This window comes from uncultured Turicibacter sp. (assembly GCF_938044715.1).
Taxonomy (GTDB): domain Bacteria; phylum Bacillota_I; class Bacilli_A; order MOL361; family Turicibacteraceae; genus Turicibacter; species Turicibacter sanguinis.
This window is the reverse complement of record NZ_CALIOS010000003.1, coordinates 18,655-37,016: the sequence shown is the minus strand read 5'-3', so window position 1 is coordinate 37,016 and position 18,362 is coordinate 18,655. Positions and strand designations below refer to the sequence as shown.

At 34.3% G+C, this 18,362-nt stretch carries 22 protein-coding genes; 5 read left to right on the top strand and 17 right to left on the bottom strand.

The features are described 5' to 3' along the window. Positions 1–184: 184 nt before the first annotated feature. Both rpmE and QWC74_RS00505 read right to left on the bottom strand, forming a co-directional pair. Positions 185–394, bottom strand: a complete 210-nt coding sequence (gene rpmE, locus QWC74_RS00510; RefSeq protein WP_006785302.1) for a 50S ribosomal protein L31 — start codon at positions 392–394, stop codon at positions 185–187. 190 nt (positions 395–584) lie between these two features. Continuing rightward, the gene (locus QWC74_RS00505) at positions 585–1,844 is read right to left on the bottom strand and encodes a UDP-N-acetylglucosamine 1-carboxyvinyltransferase (RefSeq protein ID WP_006785303.1); all 1,260 of its coding nucleotides are present in this window, start codon (positions 1,842–1,844) and stop codon (positions 585–587) included. Between the two features lie 340 nt (positions 1,845–2,184). On the opposite strand from QWC74_RS00505, the gene QWC74_RS00500 reads away from it, so the two are divergent. From QWC74_RS00500 to QWC74_RS00485, 4 genes are all read left to right on the top strand, one after another. Further along, positions 2,185–3,024 carry a fumarate hydratase gene (locus QWC74_RS00500; protein WP_006785304.1) on the top strand — a complete coding sequence of 280 codons (840 nt, stop codon included), beginning with the start codon at positions 2,185–2,187 and terminating at the stop codon, positions 3,022–3,024. A 9-nt stretch (positions 3,025–3,033) separates the two neighbouring features. After that, a complete protein-coding gene (locus QWC74_RS00495; RefSeq protein WP_006785305.1) occupies positions 3,034–3,564 on the top strand; it encodes a Fe-S-containing hydro-lyase in 531 nt (176 codons plus the stop codon). A gap of 27 nt (positions 3,565–3,591) precedes the next feature. Continuing rightward, the gene (locus QWC74_RS00490; protein ID WP_006785306.1) at positions 3,592–4,773 is read left to right on the top strand and encodes an NADP-dependent malic enzyme; all 1,182 of its coding nucleotides are present in this window, start codon (positions 3,592–3,594) and stop codon (positions 4,771–4,773) included. A 266-nt stretch (positions 4,774–5,039) separates the two neighbouring features. After that, the gene (locus tag QWC74_RS00485) at positions 5,040–5,756 is read left to right on the top strand and encodes a D-alanyl-D-alanine carboxypeptidase family protein (RefSeq protein ID WP_006785307.1); all 717 of its coding nucleotides are present in this window, start codon (positions 5,040–5,042) and stop codon (positions 5,754–5,756) included. 34 nt (positions 5,757–5,790) lie between these two features. On the opposite strand, the gene yfcE is transcribed toward QWC74_RS00485, so the two are convergent. The 10 genes from yfcE to QWC74_RS00435 all read right to left on the bottom strand — a co-directional run bounded on the left by yfcE (position 5,791) and on the right by QWC74_RS00435 (position 13,068). Beyond that, positions 5,791–6,339, bottom strand: coding sequence for a phosphodiesterase (gene yfcE / locus QWC74_RS00480; protein ID WP_006785308.1), 549 nt, complete (start codon positions 6,337–6,339; stop codon positions 5,791–5,793). Between the two features lie 57 nt (positions 6,340–6,396). Beyond that, positions 6,397–6,630 carry a hypothetical protein gene (locus tag QWC74_RS00475; RefSeq protein ID WP_006785309.1) on the bottom strand — a complete coding sequence of 78 codons (234 nt, stop codon included), beginning with the start codon at positions 6,628–6,630 and terminating at the stop codon, positions 6,397–6,399. Between the two features lie 25 nt (positions 6,631–6,655). Next, a complete protein-coding gene (locus QWC74_RS00470; protein ID WP_155222884.1) occupies positions 6,656–6,826 on the bottom strand; it encodes a hypothetical protein in 171 nt (56 codons plus the stop codon). Positions 6,827–6,835: 9 nt separating this feature from the next. Beyond that, the gene (locus tag QWC74_RS00465; RefSeq protein ID WP_006785310.1) at positions 6,836–7,696 is read right to left on the bottom strand and encodes a MurR/RpiR family transcriptional regulator; all 861 of its coding nucleotides are present in this window, start codon (positions 7,694–7,696) and stop codon (positions 6,836–6,838) included. A 187-nt stretch (positions 7,697–7,883) separates the two neighbouring features. Beyond that, a complete protein-coding gene (gene glnA, locus QWC74_RS00460; protein WP_006785311.1) occupies positions 7,884–9,221 on the bottom strand; it encodes a type I glutamate--ammonia ligase in 1,338 nt (445 codons plus the stop codon). 344 nt (positions 9,222–9,565) lie between these two features. Next, entirely contained in the window at positions 9,566–10,132 is a 567-nt protein-coding gene (locus tag QWC74_RS00455) for an ANTAR domain-containing response regulator (RefSeq protein ID WP_006785312.1), read from the bottom strand. Between the two features lie 169 nt (positions 10,133–10,301). Continuing rightward, a complete protein-coding gene (locus tag QWC74_RS00450; RefSeq protein ID WP_229040130.1) occupies positions 10,302–11,018 on the bottom strand; it encodes an SDR family NAD(P)-dependent oxidoreductase in 717 nt (238 codons plus the stop codon). 99 nt (positions 11,019–11,117) lie between these two features. Further along, a complete protein-coding gene (pyrE, locus tag QWC74_RS00445; RefSeq protein WP_006785314.1) occupies positions 11,118–11,750 on the bottom strand; it encodes an orotate phosphoribosyltransferase in 633 nt (210 codons plus the stop codon). 41 nt (positions 11,751–11,791) lie between these two features. Beyond that, positions 11,792–12,499 carry an orotidine-5'-phosphate decarboxylase gene (pyrF, locus tag QWC74_RS00440; RefSeq protein ID WP_006785315.1) on the bottom strand — a complete coding sequence of 236 codons (708 nt, stop codon included), beginning with the start codon at positions 12,497–12,499 and terminating at the stop codon, positions 11,792–11,794. Positions 12,500–12,723: 224 nt separating this feature from the next. Beyond that, a complete protein-coding gene (locus tag QWC74_RS00435) occupies positions 12,724–13,068 on the bottom strand; it encodes a helix-turn-helix domain-containing protein (protein WP_006785316.1) in 345 nt (114 codons plus the stop codon). A 122-nt stretch (positions 13,069–13,190) separates the two neighbouring features. On the opposite strand from QWC74_RS00435, the gene QWC74_RS00430 reads away from it, so the two are divergent. Continuing rightward, positions 13,191–13,529 (top strand): TIGR04076 family protein, encoded by a 339-nt coding sequence (locus tag QWC74_RS00430; RefSeq protein WP_006785317.1) that lies wholly within the window; start codon positions 13,191–13,193, stop codon positions 13,527–13,529. Between the two features lie 29 nt (positions 13,530–13,558). Here the strand turns inward: QWC74_RS00430 and QWC74_RS00425 are convergent, their stop codons facing one another. The 5 genes from QWC74_RS00425 to QWC74_RS00405 form a co-directional block, all read right to left on the bottom strand. After that, entirely contained in the window at positions 13,559–14,707 is a 1,149-nt protein-coding gene (locus tag QWC74_RS00425; protein ID WP_006785318.1) for a hypothetical protein, read from the bottom strand. Beyond that, a complete protein-coding gene (locus QWC74_RS00420) occupies positions 14,697–15,251 on the bottom strand; it encodes an RNA polymerase sigma factor (RefSeq protein ID WP_006785319.1) in 555 nt (184 codons plus the stop codon). The genes QWC74_RS00425 and QWC74_RS00420 overlap by 11 nt, the downstream gene beginning before the upstream one ends. Before the next feature lie 169 nt (positions 15,252–15,420). Continuing rightward, positions 15,421–16,071, bottom strand: coding sequence for a hypothetical protein (locus QWC74_RS00415; RefSeq protein WP_006785320.1), 651 nt, complete (start codon positions 16,069–16,071; stop codon positions 15,421–15,423). A gap of 177 nt (positions 16,072–16,248) precedes the next feature. After that, positions 16,249–17,160, bottom strand: a complete 912-nt coding sequence (locus QWC74_RS00410) for a dihydroorotate dehydrogenase (RefSeq protein WP_006785321.1) — start codon at positions 17,158–17,160, stop codon at positions 16,249–16,251. After that, positions 17,160–17,930, bottom strand: a complete 771-nt coding sequence (locus QWC74_RS00405; RefSeq protein WP_006785322.1) for a dihydroorotate dehydrogenase electron transfer subunit — start codon at positions 17,928–17,930, stop codon at positions 17,160–17,162. The genes QWC74_RS00410 and QWC74_RS00405 overlap by 1 nt, the downstream gene beginning before the upstream one ends. Between the last annotated feature and the right edge of the window lie 432 nt (positions 17,931–18,362).

Sequence of the window (18,362 nt, the reverse complement as noted above, 5' to 3'; positions counted from 1 at the left end):
CCAAAAGAAAAATCCTAGCAGCATAGCTACTAGGATTTCAATTCGGTCGTTCATTGTAATAGGTTACAAATTAATCAGCAACACTATTTGACAAAGAACCGATAAAAATGAGTAAAAGAGAAGATATTCATTTTTATAAGTATAAAAAAAACACCACACAAATGGTGGTGTTTTAGTATCAAAACTATTTAGAATTGATTCCGTATTTTTTGTTGAAGCGTTCGATACGTCCGTCAGCTTGAGCGAATTTTTGACGTCCTGTATAGAATGGGTGACAGTTTGAGCAAGTGTCAACACGGATTTCTTTCTTAACAGATCCGCTTTCGAATTCGTTTCCACATGTAGTACATACTACGTTAATACGGTTGTATTCTGGATGGATTCCTTGTTTCATTTCTTTCACTCCTTCGGCCCTGATTAATTTTTAAATCAGAGAAAGTCTATATAACAATAGAATTATACTAGATTTATAGTTATGGTGCAATATAAATTTTACGAATCCGGCAATAAAAATATTCCCAATTTTCTAATTTTTTCACCTATATCCTATAAAGCTTTTCAATTATGTTCTATTGATTTTTTTATTACTCATTTACATCTTCACGCCATACTTTGGCACCGATGTTATTTAATTTTTGTTCAATGTTCGAGTATCCTCGATCAATATGATATGTGTTTGAGATTTCAGTTACACCTTGTGCAACTAATCCAGCGATAACAAGTGATGCTCCTGCTCTTAAGTCCGTTGCTTTAACGCGTGCTGCATATAATTTGCTAGGACCTTGAACGATAGCTGAATTGCCTTGTACCTTGATATTAGCTCCCATTTTATTTAACTCAAAGCAGTTTTTAAAACGGTCAGAGTAGATTGTATCTGTCACCATTCCAACTCCTGTTGATTGAGTTAATAAAGTCACTAATGGTTGTTGTAAATCTGTTGCTAGTCCTGGATATGTGCTGGTTTTAAAATCTACAGCTTTCATTGATTTTAATCCACGTACAATCACATGATCGGTGAAAACATCGATATCAACACCCATTTCACGTAATTTAGCAATTAATGCTTCTAAGTGATGAGGAATGATATTATCAATTTTCACTTCTTCTCCCGCTACAGCTGCTAATGTAATATAAGTTCCCGCTTCAATACGGTCTGGAATAATTGCATGACGAGTTCCATGAAGTTTTTCAACCCCTTGAATACGGATTTCTCCTGTTCCTGCTCCTTTGATTTTTGCTCCCATACTATTTAATAAGTTTGCAATATCAACAATTTCAGGTTCTTTTGCTGCATTTTCAATCACGGTTGTTCCCTCAGCTTTTACAGCTGCTAACATAATGTTAATTGTCGCCCCTACTGATGGGAAATCTAGATAGATTTTTGCCCCACGTAAAACATCCGCTTTTAATTTGATAGCCCCTGCTTCTTGAGTAATGGTTGCCCCTAACGCTTCAAATCCTTTTAAATGTAAATCAATCGGACGAGGTCCAAGATAACAACCTCCTGGCATTCCAATTACCGCTTCTTTAAATTTTCCAAGCAAAGCTCCCATGAAATAATATGAAGCTCGTAATTTATTGACTGCACCCTCAATTAACGGTGTATTTATTAAGTTTGTAGGATCTATAATTAATTCATCATTTTCTAACTTATATGTACCATTTAATTGTTCAATCATCATTCCTAGATGATCGACGTCAACAATTTGTGGAACGCCTTCTAATATAACTGAAGAATCCGCTAAAATGGCCGCAGGAATTAAAGCAACTGTACTATTTTTAGCACTGTCAATTCGGACTGTTCCTCTTAAAGGACGTCCTCCTTCTATTTTAATCACTTCCATTGACGCTCTTCCTTTCTGTTCTACACGAATACCTATTGTATTATATCAAACTTTGGCCTAAGTTGTTAAAGATATTTTACCTTTTATAGTGCTTCTCTATTACTTTTTTCAAAATTTAATGATAATTGTAATCAATTACAAAATTAGACATTTTTCCACCCTAAAATAAAAGAAATTTTGTACCAAAAATATAATTTTGTGGTTATTTTGGAATATTATTTCTTATTAAATCTCTACTATCAATGAAAGACACTCTAACAAAATTTATAAGCTCGTCGTTTCCCTTTTATTATATTCTATATTACTGTAAAATATTAGGTAATAAGGAGGGATTTTATAGATGAAAAAACTTGAAGTCTCAAGTATTATTCCAAAAATTGAACAAATGTGTATTGAAGCTAATTATTATGCCAGTCACTCATTATTTAACACATTAAGAATGGCAAAAGATGTCGAAACCTCTACTCTAGGAAAAACCATCCTTTCTCAAATTATAGAAAATGATGAAATTGCATCAAAAGATCACGTTCCAATGTGCCAGGATACAGGAATTGTCGTTGTATTTGTAGAAATTGGCCACGAGCTTCAACTCATTGGAAATCTTGAAGCTGCGATACATGAAGGAATTCGTCGTGGATACGAAAAAGGATATTTAAGAAAATCGGTCGTCGCTCACCCGCTTCACCGTATTAATACAAAGGATAATACTCCCGCTATTATCCACTATAATTTTACAGAAGGGGATCAATTAAAAATTACCATTGCTCCTAAAGGTGCCGGAAGTGAAAACGTCAGCGCAATTTCAATGTTAAAACCATCAGATGGATATGAAGGAGTTAAACGGTTCGTTATTGATACTGTCTTAAAAGCAGGTGGAAATCCATGTCCTCCGATTATTGTTGGGATTGGAATCGGTGGTAACTTTGAAAAATGTGCCCTTCTTTCAAAACAAGCTTTAATGCGTGAAATAAAAGACCAGTCGCAAGATGAGATTGCCGCTAAATTAGAAACTGAACTATTAAAAGAAATTAACGAATTAAATATTGGTCCAATGGGATTTGGAGGGGTTACAACAGCGTTAGCCGTTAAAGTTAACACCTATCCATGTCACATCGCATCGCTTCCCGTGGCCGTAAACATCCAATGTCACGCTTCTAGACATTTAACAGAAATTTTTTAGGGGGCCGTCATGATAAATTTACAAACACCTTTAACAAAGGATATCGTTAAAACATTAAAAGCTGGAGATATGGTTAAAATAACAGGTGTTATTTATACGGCACGTGATGCCGCTCATAAACGTTTAATTGAATTAATCGAACATAATGAACCTCTTCCTTTTGATTTAAAAGATAATATCATCTATTATGTTGGTCCAACACCTGAAAAACCTGGAGCCGTTATTGGTTCTGCAGGTCCAACAACCAGTTATCGAATGGATGCCTACTCTCCAACTTTACTAGAACTTGGGTTAAGTGGAATGATTGGAAAAGGGCCAAGAAATGAACTAGTTATTGAATCAATGAAACAAAATACTGGTATTTATTTTGCTGCAGTAGGTGGAGCCGCTGCATTACTTGCAAAACAAATTAAAGAATGCGAAGTCATTGCATTTGATGATTTAGGTACAGAGGCCATTAGACGCCTATATGTAGAAGATTTCCCTGTTATCGTAGCAACGGATTGTTACGGTAATAGTCTATATTCAACTCAAAACTAAAAAACATTACTATTTGGAGGAAACATCATGAATGTATTTGAAAAATCGTTAGCACTACACGAATCAGCTCGTGGAAAAATAGAAATTAATTCAAAAGTTAAGGTAGAAACAAAAGAAGATTTAAGTTTAGCATACTCGCCAGGTGTGGCCGAACCTTGTCGTGAAATCGCTAAAAATGAAGATGAAATTTATAAATACACAAGTAAAGGGAATATGGTTGCCGTTATTACCGATGGTTCAGCCGTTTTAGGGCTTGGAAATATCGGTCCTAAAGCAGCTCTACCTGTTATGGAGGGAAAATCAATTTTATTAAAACAATTTGCAAATGTTGATTCTTTCCCATTATGCCTCGATACTCAAGATGTAGAACTTATCATTCAAACTTGTAAACTACTTGCCCCATCTTTAGGTGGAATCAACCTTGAAGATATTTCAGCACCTCGTTGCGTTGAAATCGAACGCCGTTTAATCGAAGAAATGGATATTCCAGTTTTTCATGATGACCAACACGGAACAGCCATTGTTGTGAGTGCCGCATTGATTAATGCGTGCAAATTAACAAATAAAGAACTATCATCTTTAAAAGTTATCGTCAGTGGAACAGGAGCAGCGGGAAGCTCTATTATTAAAATGTTACATGCTTTAGGCGTTAAAAATATTATTGGATATAATATCGATGGAATTGTCCACAAAAGTAAAGCAGACCGTTATGACTTCTTAACAAAGGAATTACTTGAAATTACAAATCCTGAAGATTTCATCGGGGATGATACATTAGCAAGTGCCTTAGTTGGAGCCGATGTATTTATCGGTGTCTCTGTTGCTAACATTGTAACAAAAGAAATGATTGCTAAAATGAACAAAGATCCTTTTATCTTTGCAATGGCCAATCCAAATCCTGAAATCATGCCAGATTTAGCAAAAGAAGGTGGCGCACTAGTCGTTGGTACCGGACGCTCAGACTTCCCGAACCAAATTAATAACGTCTTAGCCTTCCCAGGCATTTTCCGTGGAGCACTTGACGCTCGTGCTAAAAAAATCAATGAAGAAATGAAAATGGCAGCTGCAATCGCCATCGCCTCTTGTGTAAGTGACGATGAATTAGCACCTGATTTCATTATTCCGTCGCCATTCAATCCTGATGTTGCTAAAAAAGTCGCAGAGGCTGTTAAAGAAACAGCTAAAAAAACAAATGTAGCTCGTATTTAAATTTATAAATCTGTCTACTATGAATTAAAACTGATTCTTAAAATGTAGGTTCGCTAGCATTTTACGTAAAAAATAATCCTGAACTACTAGGCAAAAAAATAGATATAATTTTCTGAAAAAATCACTCATCACGTATTATTATATATATTAGTTTTAGAAATCTATAAATGACTCAATATTGCGTATCAAAAAAACAGAACCCCCTCATGCATGTTTAGCATGAGGGGGTTCATATTCTATAGTATAAACTAGTGGGAGGTGATGATTTGAACCGCTTTGAATTTTATTCTTATTATAAGGAAGAACATTTACAACATTATTATGATTATGCCCTTAAAAATCCACAGCTTCAAACATCTGATGTGATCTGGCAAGTCAACGCTGGACTTTATCGACCCTTTTATGAAGGGATTGAAGAAATTAAAGATACAAGTGTATTTCCGCTACTCGTTAATAAGTATAAAAAATTGCCATCTCACTTTATCCCTTCCACTCTCACTTATTTTCCTAACTCGACATATCAGGCCTGTCAAAATACAGTAGAAGCTTTTTTACAACTACAAGAAGATGCTCGTGTAGCAGGTTGTCATTTATCCGTTGTGTCCGCCTATCGAACATTTGATTATCAAGAAAATCTTTATCACGACTACTTAAAAAAAGATTCCATGCAAGCTGTGGATACTTATAGTGCAAGAGCAGGACACAGTGAACATCAAACAGGCTACGCTATTGATATTTGTGAAACAGACCATGAATCAGATAAATTTGAAGGGACAAAGGAATCAAACTGGATTAATAATCATGCACATGAGTATGGATTTATTATTCGTTACCAAAAAGGACTGAGTCATTTAACCGGATATAGGTATGAACCCTGGCATATCACCTTTGTAGGAAAAAGAGTGGCAAGACTGATGCATTATTATCAGATTGGTACGCTTGAAGAGTTTATGACAAAATTTATCGAACCATACAACCAATAAACAAGAAAAAACTCGTCTAATCGACGAGTTTTCTTTATTTTAGATGTAAATCTTTATATACTTCTCCATCAAATGTTTTGACTTTAAAATGATCCCCAACTAAAGTTGCGTAAGTGTTGGGATGATTTTCTTTTGGAAGGGTAGCTGAACCAGGATTTAAGATATAAATTCCTTCTAGTTGTTTTAAAACAGGAACGTGAATGTGTCCAAAAATGAAAACATCACCTTGTGCAAGTGAAATCGGAAGTTTATTCTCATCATAAATATGTCCATGGCTCGCCATTATCTTGCGATGTTTAAATGGTATGATATTATAGTCTGCCATGATTGGAAACTCTAAAACCATTTGATCGACTTCGCTATCGCAGTTTCCACGTACGGCAATAATTTTATCTTTAACGCTATTTAATAATTTAATGACAACCTGTGGATTATAATCTTGAGGCAACGGATTACGTGGCCCATGATATAAAATATCTCCAAGTAATACTAAGTAATCAGCTTCTTCTGATTCAAAGCGTTCAAGAATTTTTTTAGCCCAATACGCCGAACCGTGAATGTCGGATGCAAACATTAATTTCATCTCTTTCACTCCTTTTTCATATCTATCCTTATTATAAAACAGATTACTAAAAAAACACTATGATTTAATAAAGATTCGTGTTCGACCTGAATTCAGCGATGGATATTTTGACTGAATTTTAGGATGTTTAAATTCATGTAAAACTAACTCTTTTAAAGAAGTACCTTGATTAAATCCATGAATAACAATCACTTCCTCGATCCCTGGCTCTAATTTATTGAACGTCTGAAGTAAAAAACTTTTGGCCTGCATCACAGTCATCGAATGAATATCGACTGTCTTAACTCTCACCTGACTCCACCTCCACTTCAACCGATCATTCATATTTTTCACACTTACCCACAATATCTTTAAAAGCTTCATCATCAGTTCCATCAGTTGATGTAATGTTAAAATCTAACGCCCCTTCTTCTGAAACAACGTTCACTTTTAAAATTCCACTTTTTACTTCTATTCCTAACTTAACATATTTTCGACTAAATAACATGTTAGATATCTAATTTTTTTTGCGTTTATTTTTATACGCTACAATAACATCAGTTGTTTTAACTTTCTTTTCTAATACGTCATCAAATTGTTCTTTAATCATTTCCGTGTAAATGAGATCGAGCATAAACATTTGAGCTAGTTTTGAAGTAACTGAGCCTGTTTCAAATGTTGTTTCATTTGACTGATATGTTAAAAAAACATCGGCTAATTGAAGCAATGGACTGTTGTAATTTTCAGTTAAAGCGATAATTTTTGCTCCTTGCTGTTTTGCCAGATGAACGGTTTCAATCACTTCATCTGTATTTCCTGAATGAGAGATTGCTAAAATAATATCATCTTGATGCATAATAGAGGCTAACATTAACATCGTATGACTATCTATGATGGGAAAACTATTAGCTCCAATTCTCATTAATTTATAATTAAAATCTGTCGCAACAATCCCTGAGTATCCTATTCCAATGATATAAATTTTTCGTGCTTTTGTTAACATTTGCACACACTGTACAATCATATGTGGATTAATTTTTTCAAGTGTTTGATGTAATACCTCTGATGTGGCCTGAAACAATTTCATAGCTGTTTCTGTTACTTCTTCATTACAACTTATATTAGGATTCATAATCACTTTTTCTTCTTGAAGCGTTAATTCTTTCGTTAAATTAATTTTAAATTCTTGGAAACCACTATATCCTAATTTTTTTGTAAATCGAGTAACCGTCGCTTCTCCAATACCTGATTCTTTAGCTATTTCAGATATTGGCTTATAAACCACCGTATTCAGTGTGTTTTTTATGTATTCGATTAAAATTTTATCCGATTTTGTTACTTTGAACGTTGGATTACTAAGTTCCTCTAATATCCCCATTATTGATCACCCATTTGAAAAATTTCACTAAAATTATAACATCCCTTCTCACCTATTTATAGATGAAAAGGGATACTGAATCAGTTACTATTTGCAACTGATTCAGTATCCCTTTGATTATTCTTTTTTGTTTCCCCCCAAAAAAGAATGATTATATTTGATACTCCCTAAAATCGAAAAGATTTTATTATAATAAGCTCATGTAACGTTTTAATTCCCAATCATGAACAGCTAAACGATATTCATCGTATTCTTGATGTTTAGCTTCAACAAATTTTTCAAAAATGTGTGATCCTAATGCAGCTTTAATCACTTCATCTTGCTCTAATAAAGTTAAAGCATCGAATAAAGTTCCTGGTAAAGCTGTAATTCCATGAGCATCTAACTCTTCTTGGTTCATTTCAAAAATATTTTCTTCAACTGATGCAGGAGGAGTTAATTTGTTTTTAATTCCATCAAGTCCAGCTGATAAAATAGCTGCTAATGCTAAGTATGGATTTGCAGATGGATCTACTGAACGAACTTCCAAACGAGTTCCCATCCCACGAGATGCAGGAACACGTACTAGTGGTGAACGGTTAGATGGTGACCAAGCTACGTATACTGGTGCTTCATATCCAGGAGTTAAACGTTTATATGAGTTAACTGTTGGATTTGAAACAGCCGTAAAGTTACGAACATGTGTTAAGATACCAGCTAAGAAGTGATATGCTGTTTCACTTAATTGTAAGTCTCCACTTGGATCATAGAATGCATTTGTTCCATCTTCATTGAACAATGATACGTTACAGTGCATTCCTGAACCGTTGATTCCAGCGATTGGTTTTGGCATGAATGTTGCATATAATCCATGTTTACGAGCAATTGATTTAACTACTAATTTGAATGTTTGGATTTTGTCACATGCCGCTAATACGTCATCATATTTGAAGTCGATTTCGTGTTGTCCTGGAGCTACCTCATGGTGAGATGCTTCAATTTCGAATCCTAATTTTTCAAGTTCAATTACGATATCACGACGGCAGTTTTCAGCTAAGTCAAGTGGCGCAAAATCGAAATATCCTCCGTGATCATTTAATTCACGAGTTGGCATTCCATTTTCATCTAATTTGAATAAGAAGAACTCAGCTTCTGGTCCTAAGTTAAAACGAGTAAATCCTAAATCGTTCATTTCTTTAATGACACGACGTAAGTTTGAACGTGGATCTCCAGCAAATGGTTCTCCATCTACGTTGTGAACATCACAGATTAAACGAGCAATTTTAGCTTCACCTGGATTCCAAGGGAATACTAACCAAGTGCTATAATCTGGATATAAGTACATATCAGATTCTTGGATACGAGTGAATCCTTCAATTGATGATCCGTCAAACATCATTTGATTGTTTAATGCTTTTTCTAATTGAGATAATGGAATCTCAACATTTTTTAATACCCCAAATAAATCTGTAAACATTAAACGAATAAAGTTTACCCCTTCTTCATGTGCAAGACGTAAAATTTCTTCTTTAGTGAAAGTTGCCATAACACAATTCCTCCTCATAAATTCTTAATACTCTCTGTTTACTATCTAATGATTGATTAAATACTGAACATTTTCCATTCTCCGTTGAATGCCTAAAAGTGTCATCTTTATAAGATTTATTCGCATCTCATTAAAAGCACTAGTGAAGACACCTCAAGGTGTATAGTTTAACTACATTTTACTTCGTAAAATGAGTTAAACTAACAAAAAAAGGGTCACTAAGCTAACACTATATAAGTGTTTCACTTAATGAACCCCATTGTTCACCATTTATTAGTTTATTTATTTGCTACTTAAAGACGCCCTTGTCTATATTTCCATTATATGAGATGCCCTTTGAAAAATCAACTCTTTTTCTGATAACTTTTTAAAATTCTTTCAGAAAGTTCTAGTTTACTAATCCTAAGCTCCATACTCCTCTTTTGAATATAACGATGTGCTTCGTCCTCTGTCATATTTTCATTTTGTTGAAGAGCTCGTTTCGCTAACCGAATAGCTTTTTCCGTTTTTTGTGCTTCTTCTAATTGATTTACTTTAGATTCTAACTGTCTGACAGTCTGACCATACTTCGTCAATACACGTAACATCGTTACTAAAACAATGGGTTGTACTGGCTTCTCACAAAATTCAAAATAAGGATCCTGACGATAATAAAATTTCTGATACGATTTCCCCAATAATAAAACAGCTTGACGCTCAAAAATGAGTGTTTCTACAAGTGATACAATGCTCACTCCTCCTAAGTCTTCATCAATGATGACAACTTCTGGCGATAAAGCTTTAGCACGACGAATTAATTCATACCCATCTGTACTAACTCCCACAACTTCATAGCCATTGCTTACAATTTGTGATCTAATACTTGAAACTAACTTCTCTGATTGTGATGCAATAATAACACGTTCTCCCATAACTTCACCCTTTTCTAAATCAGAAAGATTATTCACTATGTTGTAGCCTATGTCAAAACACACTTCTACATATTTATCATGCCTTCTATTAGTTCTTTTGTCAACTTTTAATATGGATAAAAATGGATTTTAATGAGAGAAATTTATCAAAATTTAACGAATATTTTGATTATCGTAAGTGTCCACCACCACTAACGCGAAGAATCTCTCCTGTAATAAATGAAGCTTGATCACTTAATAAATATAAAATAGCTGGCGTAACGTCTTCAATGTATCCAATACGTTGCAGCGGATAATTGGCTACTAGTGCCTGACGCATTGCATCTTTTTCTGGTTCTCTTCTCGTCATTGGAGTATCAATATAAGAAGGTGCCACAGTATTTACACGAATATTAGGTGCTAATTCAAGTGCTAAATTTTGAGTTAACTGACAGATTGCCGCTTTAGCAGGAGAATATCCAATACAATTTTTAACAGGTTTCGTACCAAGACTTGAAGACAACGTTACAATTGCACCATTTTGTAAGTAAGGTAATGCTGCACGAATTGAATTATAGGTTCCCATCACATTAACATTGAACAATTCAGCAAAACGCTCTTCTGTTGTCCCATAAATATCTTCAGCAACTCCACAAACACCTGCACTCGTCACAATTCCGTCAATTTTTTCAAATTGATTCTCTGTCATCACTTCTTTTAACTTTAAGGTCAACGACTGCCAATCAGTAACATCAGCTTGGAAATAATAGAAATTAGGATGCTTAAAATCTGTCTCTTCTTCTAATCCACATCCTATGACCTCATAATTCGATTCAATCAATTTTTTGGTCACATCTTCTCCAATTCCACTTGATGCCCCTGTGATAAAATAACGTTTAACATTCATCATTCTTTCCTCCTGTTGATTGCTTATAATGTATTAATCATAATCTACAGCATCATTAGATACAAGAAAAGGATGCATTTGCATCCTCGATGTTTAAAATTATTTTGTTAACCAACTTTCATCTGCTGGGTTTTGACGCCATGCTGATAATTTAGCGATAGAATCTTCACTAATTTCTCCAACTTCAGCAGCTACCTCAACTAATGTTTGATAATTACATAAAGAAACATTTTTACAAGATGCAGCCTCTAAATTTTTAAGTCCTGATTCTAACTCATAAGAGAAGATAGAAACGATTCCTAAAACATCGCATCCTAATTCGCGTAATACTTCTACTGCTTCAATTGAAGATTTTCCTGTTGAAATTAAATCTTCAACAACAACTACTTTCATCCCTTCTTTAACTAATCCTTCAACTTGGTTTCCACGTCCGTGTTTTTTAGCTGATGAACGAACATATCCCATTGGTAAGTCTAAAATACCAGCCATAATTGCGGCATGAGGAATCCCAGCTGTCGCTGTTCCCATTAACATTTCACATTCTGGATATTCATTTTTAATAATTTCGCATAATCCTGCTTCAATATCACGACGAACAGCTGGGTAAGATAATGTTAAACGATTGTCACAATAAATTGGTGATTTGATTCCTGAAGTCCAAGTAAATGGATTTTCTGGGCGTAATAATACAGCATGAATATCTAATAAGTGTTTAGCAATTGTACGTTTCATAAAGAAATCTCTCCTCATCGTTATCATTTTATATTTTTATTTTATAATCCTAAAAATTGTTTATTAATTAAGCGATATGTTTCAACTGGATTTTCTGCTTTGGTAATTGAGCGTCCGACTACAATATAGTCTGATCCTAATTCACGTGCTTTTTCTGGCGTTACAACGCGTTTTTGATCATCTACAGAGTCACTAGCTTGGCGAATTCCTGGCGTACATGTTACAAAGTCTAATCCTAATTTTTCATGGATTTCCTTTGTTTCTAAAGCCGAACATACAATCCCGTCTAGCCCTGCTTCTTTTGTATTTGTTGCATATTTTAAAACTGTATTAGGTAAAGTTTCATTAATTAAAATTTGTTCTTGCATAATTTCTTCAGTTGTTGAAGTTAATTGGGTAACAGCAATACATAAAGGACGATTCATTCCTTCAGGTGTTCCTTCAATTAATCCTTCCATTGCAGCTTTCATCATCGGAATTGTACCTGCTGCATGAACGTTAACCATATCCACACCTAGACGCGCTAAGTTTTTCATGGCGCTTTTCACAGTGTTTGGAATGTCATGTAATTTTAAATCTAAGAAAATTTTATGATTTTTTTCTTTTAAGTATTTAATGATTTGAGGACCTTCAGCATAAAACAGCTCCATCCCTACTTTAACGTATAAAGACTCTTCAAATTGATCGATGAATGCTTTTGTTTCTTCAAAATTTTTAAAATCTAATGCGATGATAACTGCTTTATTCATAAAATACCTCCCAATTAACTTTATGCTTTAACCCGCGTCTGTATAAAAAAATCCCCTTTCAGCCTGTAAGTATGCTAAAAGAGGATACACGAATTCCATTAAATAATCGGAATATTTTTTTTATTTTAAACGTGTTCTTCTCAGCCTCACGGGACCGAATTAAAGCTATCTCAATCATTATAGAAGATAAGGTGTTTTTTGTCAACTATCGAAAAATAAGTAATTTATTGTTTTCGGTTTGATTCTCCCCAGTGACATATTTCTTCTAAAATCGGCATTAATGATAAGCCACGTGGTGTCAACGAATATTCAACTCTTGGAGGAATCTGTGGATATTCTTTTCGAGTAATAATTCCGTCTCGTTCTAATTCTTTTAACTGAGTATTTAGTACCTTATCACTAATTTGACCAACCAATCGTTTCAACTGTCCATAGCGTAAAATCTCATATTCAACTAGCCAAAACATAATAATCATCTTCCACTTTCCACCAATAATCGAAAGTGTATATCCAAATGGTGTCGCTTTAATATCTGTTAAATCTTTATCTTTAAACTCGCTCATACTCATTATCGTTTCTCCCCCACTTTCCTAACAGTTAGTACCTTACTTTAAAGTGCATTCTTGTTCAAGTATAAAACATGGATTATATTAGTAGCAACACAAAGATAACTAAGTGAGGAGTGCTAAGATTGAAAAAGTGTAAGATTGAAGTTTTAAAAACAACATTTCACGAAGATTTAGCAAAAGAATATGGATGCAAAGATCTGGGAAAATGTCCAATGCATAAAGTTGGGGATATCTTTTATGGTGACTATGCTAAACCAGAAGGATTATGCGATGAGGCATGGAAAGCCATGTATCAATACGTCTTTGCCTTATCCCATGAAAGTGAAACCTTCTACTATGGAGATTGGATTGATAAAAAAGGAGTCGCAATCTGTTCGTGCAACGATGGGATTCGTCCTGTTATTTTCAAAATTATACGTACCGATGAAGAATCACAAATCAACTATACACCGATCAAATAAAAAAGTCATCTCGCATAGAGATGACCCTTTTAAGGTTCTTCATATATCGTTGGACCCATACTATTATAGTCACTATAATTAACTAAAACTTCGCCTGTTAATTTATCCACAATTAATAATTCAACATACATTTCAACCGGAACAGTTGATTCATTTTGTCCCCCTATATTTTCTGTCCTTTGATTTAATGGCATAAATTCAGAAGCTAAATAAAGGATTCCCTCATCTTTTAGAGACCATTGCAACGAAACAATCTCATCATTAATGTTCAATCTCACCTCATAATCATCAGGATTTAAATGCCCAAAATCAATTTTCATCGCCGCTACCCAAGGTATTCCGTCCATTTCTTCAAATAAATATTTATACGATGCAATCTTCAGCCCATTTACCTCGTCATGACCTGATAACGTACCTGTTGGATTAACAGCAAAATCTACACCTAACTCTTCACTATATCGTCCAATCACATGTCCCGTGTTTATCATCTTGCCCGCTTCATCTAAATAAATAACAACCTCATACTCATCAATGGGCTCTGATGACCACACACGTAATTGCATCTCTTTAAACCACAAATAATCCTCTAATTCTTTTTCACTCAATGCCCATGCATCCTGATTTGCCTCGACCCTGCACCAACCATCAGATTCAATCGTTATCTCATATGGATAAACCTTCACATTTTCTATGATTTCACGTATCTCACTTTCAAAATTAGAAAACTTTCGATCTATCATTTGCACAGACCTAGTATGCTCATCATAGTTATCCACATATAAATAACTGATGACTTCATTGCCTTTCATCATCTTCAAAAATAGGTATCCTTCAATTTCAATCGGCTCTAATTTAAATTTTGAAGTTAGATCAAAATACTTTTGAAATCCTTCATAGTAAGACGTCTCATCATTAATCAATATTTTATTTGGATTTTCCATCAAAGCATAAAATTTAAAATGAACTTTATCCCCAAAAATATTTAGCGTATATTCATTTGCATTAATTTGCGTAATTCCAAAAGAGCTTGATGAAGTTGAAAACAGTGGCATCATAAAAATTAATAAAATAGCGGCTACTAAAATCATCGGTTTAAAATTTTTACGTTTTTTATTCTCATAATTCTGAATCCGATTCATAATGATTTTCTTTTGTTCTTCTATGAGTTTATCTTTCATTAAAATCCCCTCCTAATTCTTGTTTTAACTTTTCTAAACTTCTATTAATAATCGTATAAATCGTTTTAGTTGGCATTTTTTCAAGAATAGAAATTTCCCCAACTGATAAATCAGCATAAAAGTAATATCTCATAATGCGTTCATGCTTGGGTTTTAAACAACGACGCATCAGTTCGTTCACTGTCTGCGTCTTTTCTTGCTGAATTAATGTTGTTAACACATCGTTTGAGTTATCAGCTATAGTCTTGATCGCTTCATCGAAAGAATCAGCTTGATATTTATAGGCTCGACTTCGTAGATAATCAATGCAACGATAATTCGCAATTTTGTATAGCCATGTTCTAAAACTCGCCTTTTTCTTATCATAACGTTTCAAAGAGCGATAAGTCTCAAAAAAGATATCCTGACAAAGCTCCTTCGTTACTTCCACATCCCCAATCTGTTTCAAAACATACTGATAAATATCTGTATAATAAACATCAATGATTTTCTCATAAGCATTATAATTGTTTAGCACTTCCTCAATGACTTGCTCAATCTCCACCTAAAAATACCTCCCTTAACACGTGTCACCCATATATCCGAAACAACTAATCCACATTCTTCATTTTTAAATAAATTTTAACATAAAAAAGATGAAGACCAGACTTAGCTTAGACTAGATTAAAAATAAAAAGACTTCATTCGAAGTCTTCAATTTAATAAGTTATTTCCTAATCCGTTAATATCGTATAACTATTATTCCCTCTACTAGATGTATTGATTAAGCGAAACGTCTGTGAGTAAGGTTCATAATCATCAAGCGGCTCCTGATTAACCATGAGTAATTCCACTCGAAACTCTTCATCAAATAATCGATTACTTGAACTAAACAAAAAATAATTTTGTCCATAAAAATTCATTTCGAATGCTTCTCTATACTCTAGATTTATATAAAGTGGACTTGTTGTACTCAACGTATAAATTCCTTTTTCCTCATCTGGCAGTGTTCCAACTTGAATCTTAATTATTTTGTATGGTACAAACTCCGAATCTTCTTCTAATTCCTTTTCCTCTACCGTTAATACATAAGAATACGTCCTGGTATTTTCGTTATAATACTCCTCAATACGTAAATCAATGTTATTTACTCCCGTATAAATACCACAATCACTTTCATAAGGAGTATATCTCACCTCATAAGGTTCTAAATTTTGTAAATTAAGAGTTTCCAACTTTAACTCAGGTATAAATTCGGCTAATACCTCTAACTGATTTTCATTATCCACAGTTTCTTCAATAACTTCTTGTTCAACTGGTTGCTGACTACATCCCATCATCATAAAACATATGATTAATAATAAACTCAACCTATATTTACGCATAGTAATCCCCTCCCCCACATTTAACTTTATTATACACTGCACCGATTCTCTTAATTTAAATTCGGCATCTTATAACAAAAAAGGAATAGTTCGTTTCCCACTAAACGAGCTATTCCTTTTATCTATATTTAATTAACCCTAGCAAACTAAAAAGACGTATTGCAAATTAGTAGGATCTTATTTATGAGCATATCCCGTTGCGTCACTTAATTTTTCGAATCCGTATTTATCAAGTACGGCTGGTAATTGCTCAATAATATCCACACATACATATGGGTTAATGAAGTTTGCTGTTCCAACAGCGACTGCGCTTGCTCCTGCATAGAAGAATTCTAATACATCTTCTGCTGTTTCAATTCCACCCATTCCGATGATTGGGATATTAACATTTTTGTAAACATCGTGAATCATACGAAGAGCTACTGGTTTAATAGCTGGTCCTGATAATCCACCTGTTCCATTTGCTAGTATTGGTTTTCCTGTTTTCATATCGAATCGCATTCCAAGAAGTGTATTAATCATCGTAATTCCATCAGCTCCTGCTGCTTCAACTGCTTTTGCAATTTCAACAACATTTGTTACATTTGGAGATAATTTAATGTAAACTGGTACCGTTGAAACTTCTTTAATTGCTTTTGTTAATTCTGCTGCGACTTTAGCATCAGTTCCAAAGGCAATCCCACCCTCTTTAACATTTGGACAAGAAATATTAATTTCAAGTGCTGCCACATTTGGAGCCTGACAGATTTTTTTAGCAACTGTTACGTACTCTTCTAACGTTTTTCCTGCTACGTTTGCGATAATTGGTAAATCATATTGCTCTAAAAATGGTAATTCACATTCAATAATTACATCAACACCTGGATTTTGTAATCCGATGGCATTTAACATTCCACCTGGTGTTTCAGCAACTCGTGGAGTTGGATTCCCGACACGCGCTTCATCAGTAGCTGCTTTAATCATAATTGATCCAAGACGAGACAAATCATAATACTCTGCAAACTCACGTCCAAAACCAAAACATCCAGATGCCGGAATAACAGGATTTTTTAATTCTAATCCAGGTAAATTAACTGCTAAACGATTCATTATAGTGCTACCTCCCCAAGTTTAAAGACTGGTCCTTCTTTACAGACACGTGCCATTTTTCCGTTATTTAACTGGCAAACACAAGCGTAGCAAGCTCCAATTCCACAAGCCATACGCTCTTCAAATGATAAATATCCTTTTTTCGTTTGACCGTATTCTGTTTCGATTGCTTTTAACATCACCTTTGGTCCACATCCAAAAATCCAATCAAATTCTAAATTTTCAGACTTCATTAACTCCACAACATTTCCTTTAAATCCATGGCTTCCGTCCATTGTTGCGATATATACTTCTGCAAACTTCTTAAATTCTTCTTCATAAAAAACATCGGCACTTGATGCAAATCCAAGCACACTGATTACTTTAACGCCTTTAGCATTTAGACGCTTAGCCATTTCATACATTGGCGGAACCCCAATTCCACCTCCGACTAACACAACTGTCTCAGAAGTTTGAACTTCATCAATTTCAAATCCTGTCCCAAGAGGACCTAAAATATCAACTAATTCACCTGCAGTTTTTAAAGATAACAGTTTTGTTCCTTCACCCTCAGCACGGTAGATGACAGTAAACTGATTTAATTCATAATCAATATGACAAATTGAGATTGGACGTCTTAAAAGTGGATAAGCCACCTCATTAATTTTAATATTAACAAACTGCCCAGCTTGTAACATGCACTCAACTAAGTCACCACTTAATACTAATTCAAAAACATTTTTTGCAATCATTTTTTGACTGACAATCGTCATCTTCTGTACTTTACGCATGGTTTAGTTTCTCTCCTTATATATAAGAAGCGTTAAGTTTTTCACAGCGTAAAAACTTTTAACGCTTCTATAGAATGTCTTAATATCCGTCTCAAATACGTGCATCCAAGACTGACTGAAATATGAAAGATTTATCGTTTTCTATATATAACAGATTTATTGAAATCTTGCTTATTGAAACCGACATCTTGTGATGTCGGTTTTATAAACAATGAAGTTTATCTAAAGTTCAATTAGAGCTATTTAGCCCGACTCCTATTTCTCTTTCATGGGGACAAATGGCGCTGGACAACATAGTCTAAATCTCTCTGATGCTCGATTAGAGCTATTTAGCCCGACTCCCATTTTTCTTTCATGGGGACAAATGGTGCTGGACAACATAGTCTAAATCTCTCTGACGCTCGATTAGAGCTATTTAGCCCGACTCCTATT

Coding starts and splice junctions, on each gene's coding strand:
- QWC74_RS00495 (WP_006785305.1), top strand. CDS start 3,034: ATGATAAATTTACAAACACCTTTAACAAAGGATATCGTTAAAACATTA.
- QWC74_RS00450 (WP_229040130.1), bottom strand. CDS start 11,018: ATGAATGTTAAACGTTATTTTATCACAGGGGCATCAAGTGGAATTGGA.
- QWC74_RS00415 (WP_006785320.1), bottom strand. CDS start 16,071: ATGCGTAAATATAGGTTGAGTTTATTATTAATCATATGTTTTATGATG.
- QWC74_RS00490 (WP_006785306.1), top strand. CDS start 3,592: ATGAATGTATTTGAAAAATCGTTAGCACTACACGAATCAGCTCGTGGA.
- pyrF (WP_006785315.1), bottom strand. CDS start 12,499: ATGAATAAAGCAGTTATCATCGCATTAGATTTTAAAAATTTTGAAGAA.
- yfcE (WP_006785308.1), bottom strand. CDS start 6,339: ATGAAATTAATGTTTGCATCCGACATTCACGGTTCGGCGTATTGGGCT.
- QWC74_RS00455 (WP_006785312.1), bottom strand. CDS start 10,132: ATGGGAGAACGTGTTATTATTGCATCACAATCAGAGAAGTTAGTTTCA.
- QWC74_RS00505 (WP_006785303.1), bottom strand. CDS start 1,844: ATGGAAGTGATTAAAATAGAAGGAGGACGTCCTTTAAGAGGAACAGTC.
- QWC74_RS00470 (WP_155222884.1), bottom strand. CDS start 6,826: ATGTTATTTAGTCGAAAATATGTTAAGTTAGGAATAGAAGTAAAAAGT.
- pyrE (WP_006785314.1), bottom strand. CDS start 11,750: ATGAAACGTACAATTGCTAAACACTTATTAGATATTCATGCTGTATTA.
- QWC74_RS00405 (WP_006785322.1), bottom strand. CDS start 17,930: ATGCGTAAAGTACAGAAGATGACGATTGTCAGTCAAAAAATGATTGCA.
- rpmE (WP_006785302.1), bottom strand. CDS start 394: ATGAAACAAGGAATCCATCCAGAATACAACCGTATTAACGTAGTATGT.
- QWC74_RS00500 (WP_006785304.1), top strand. CDS start 2,185: ATGAAAAAACTTGAAGTCTCAAGTATTATTCCAAAAATTGAACAAATG.
- QWC74_RS00425 (WP_006785318.1), bottom strand. CDS start 14,707: ATGAAAGATAAACTCATAGAAGAACAAAAGAAAATCATTATGAATCGG.
- QWC74_RS00435 (WP_006785316.1), bottom strand. CDS start 13,068: ATGAGTATGAGCGAGTTTAAAGATAAAGATTTAACAGATATTAAAGCG.
- QWC74_RS00465 (WP_006785310.1), bottom strand. CDS start 7,696: ATGGGGATATTAGAGGAACTTAGTAATCCAACGTTCAAAGTAACAAAA.
- glnA (WP_006785311.1), bottom strand. CDS start 9,221: ATGGCAACTTTCACTAAAGAAGAAATTTTACGTCTTGCACATGAAGAA.
- QWC74_RS00410 (WP_006785321.1), bottom strand. CDS start 17,160: ATGAATCGTTTAGCAGTTAATTTACCTGGATTAGAATTAAAAAATCCT.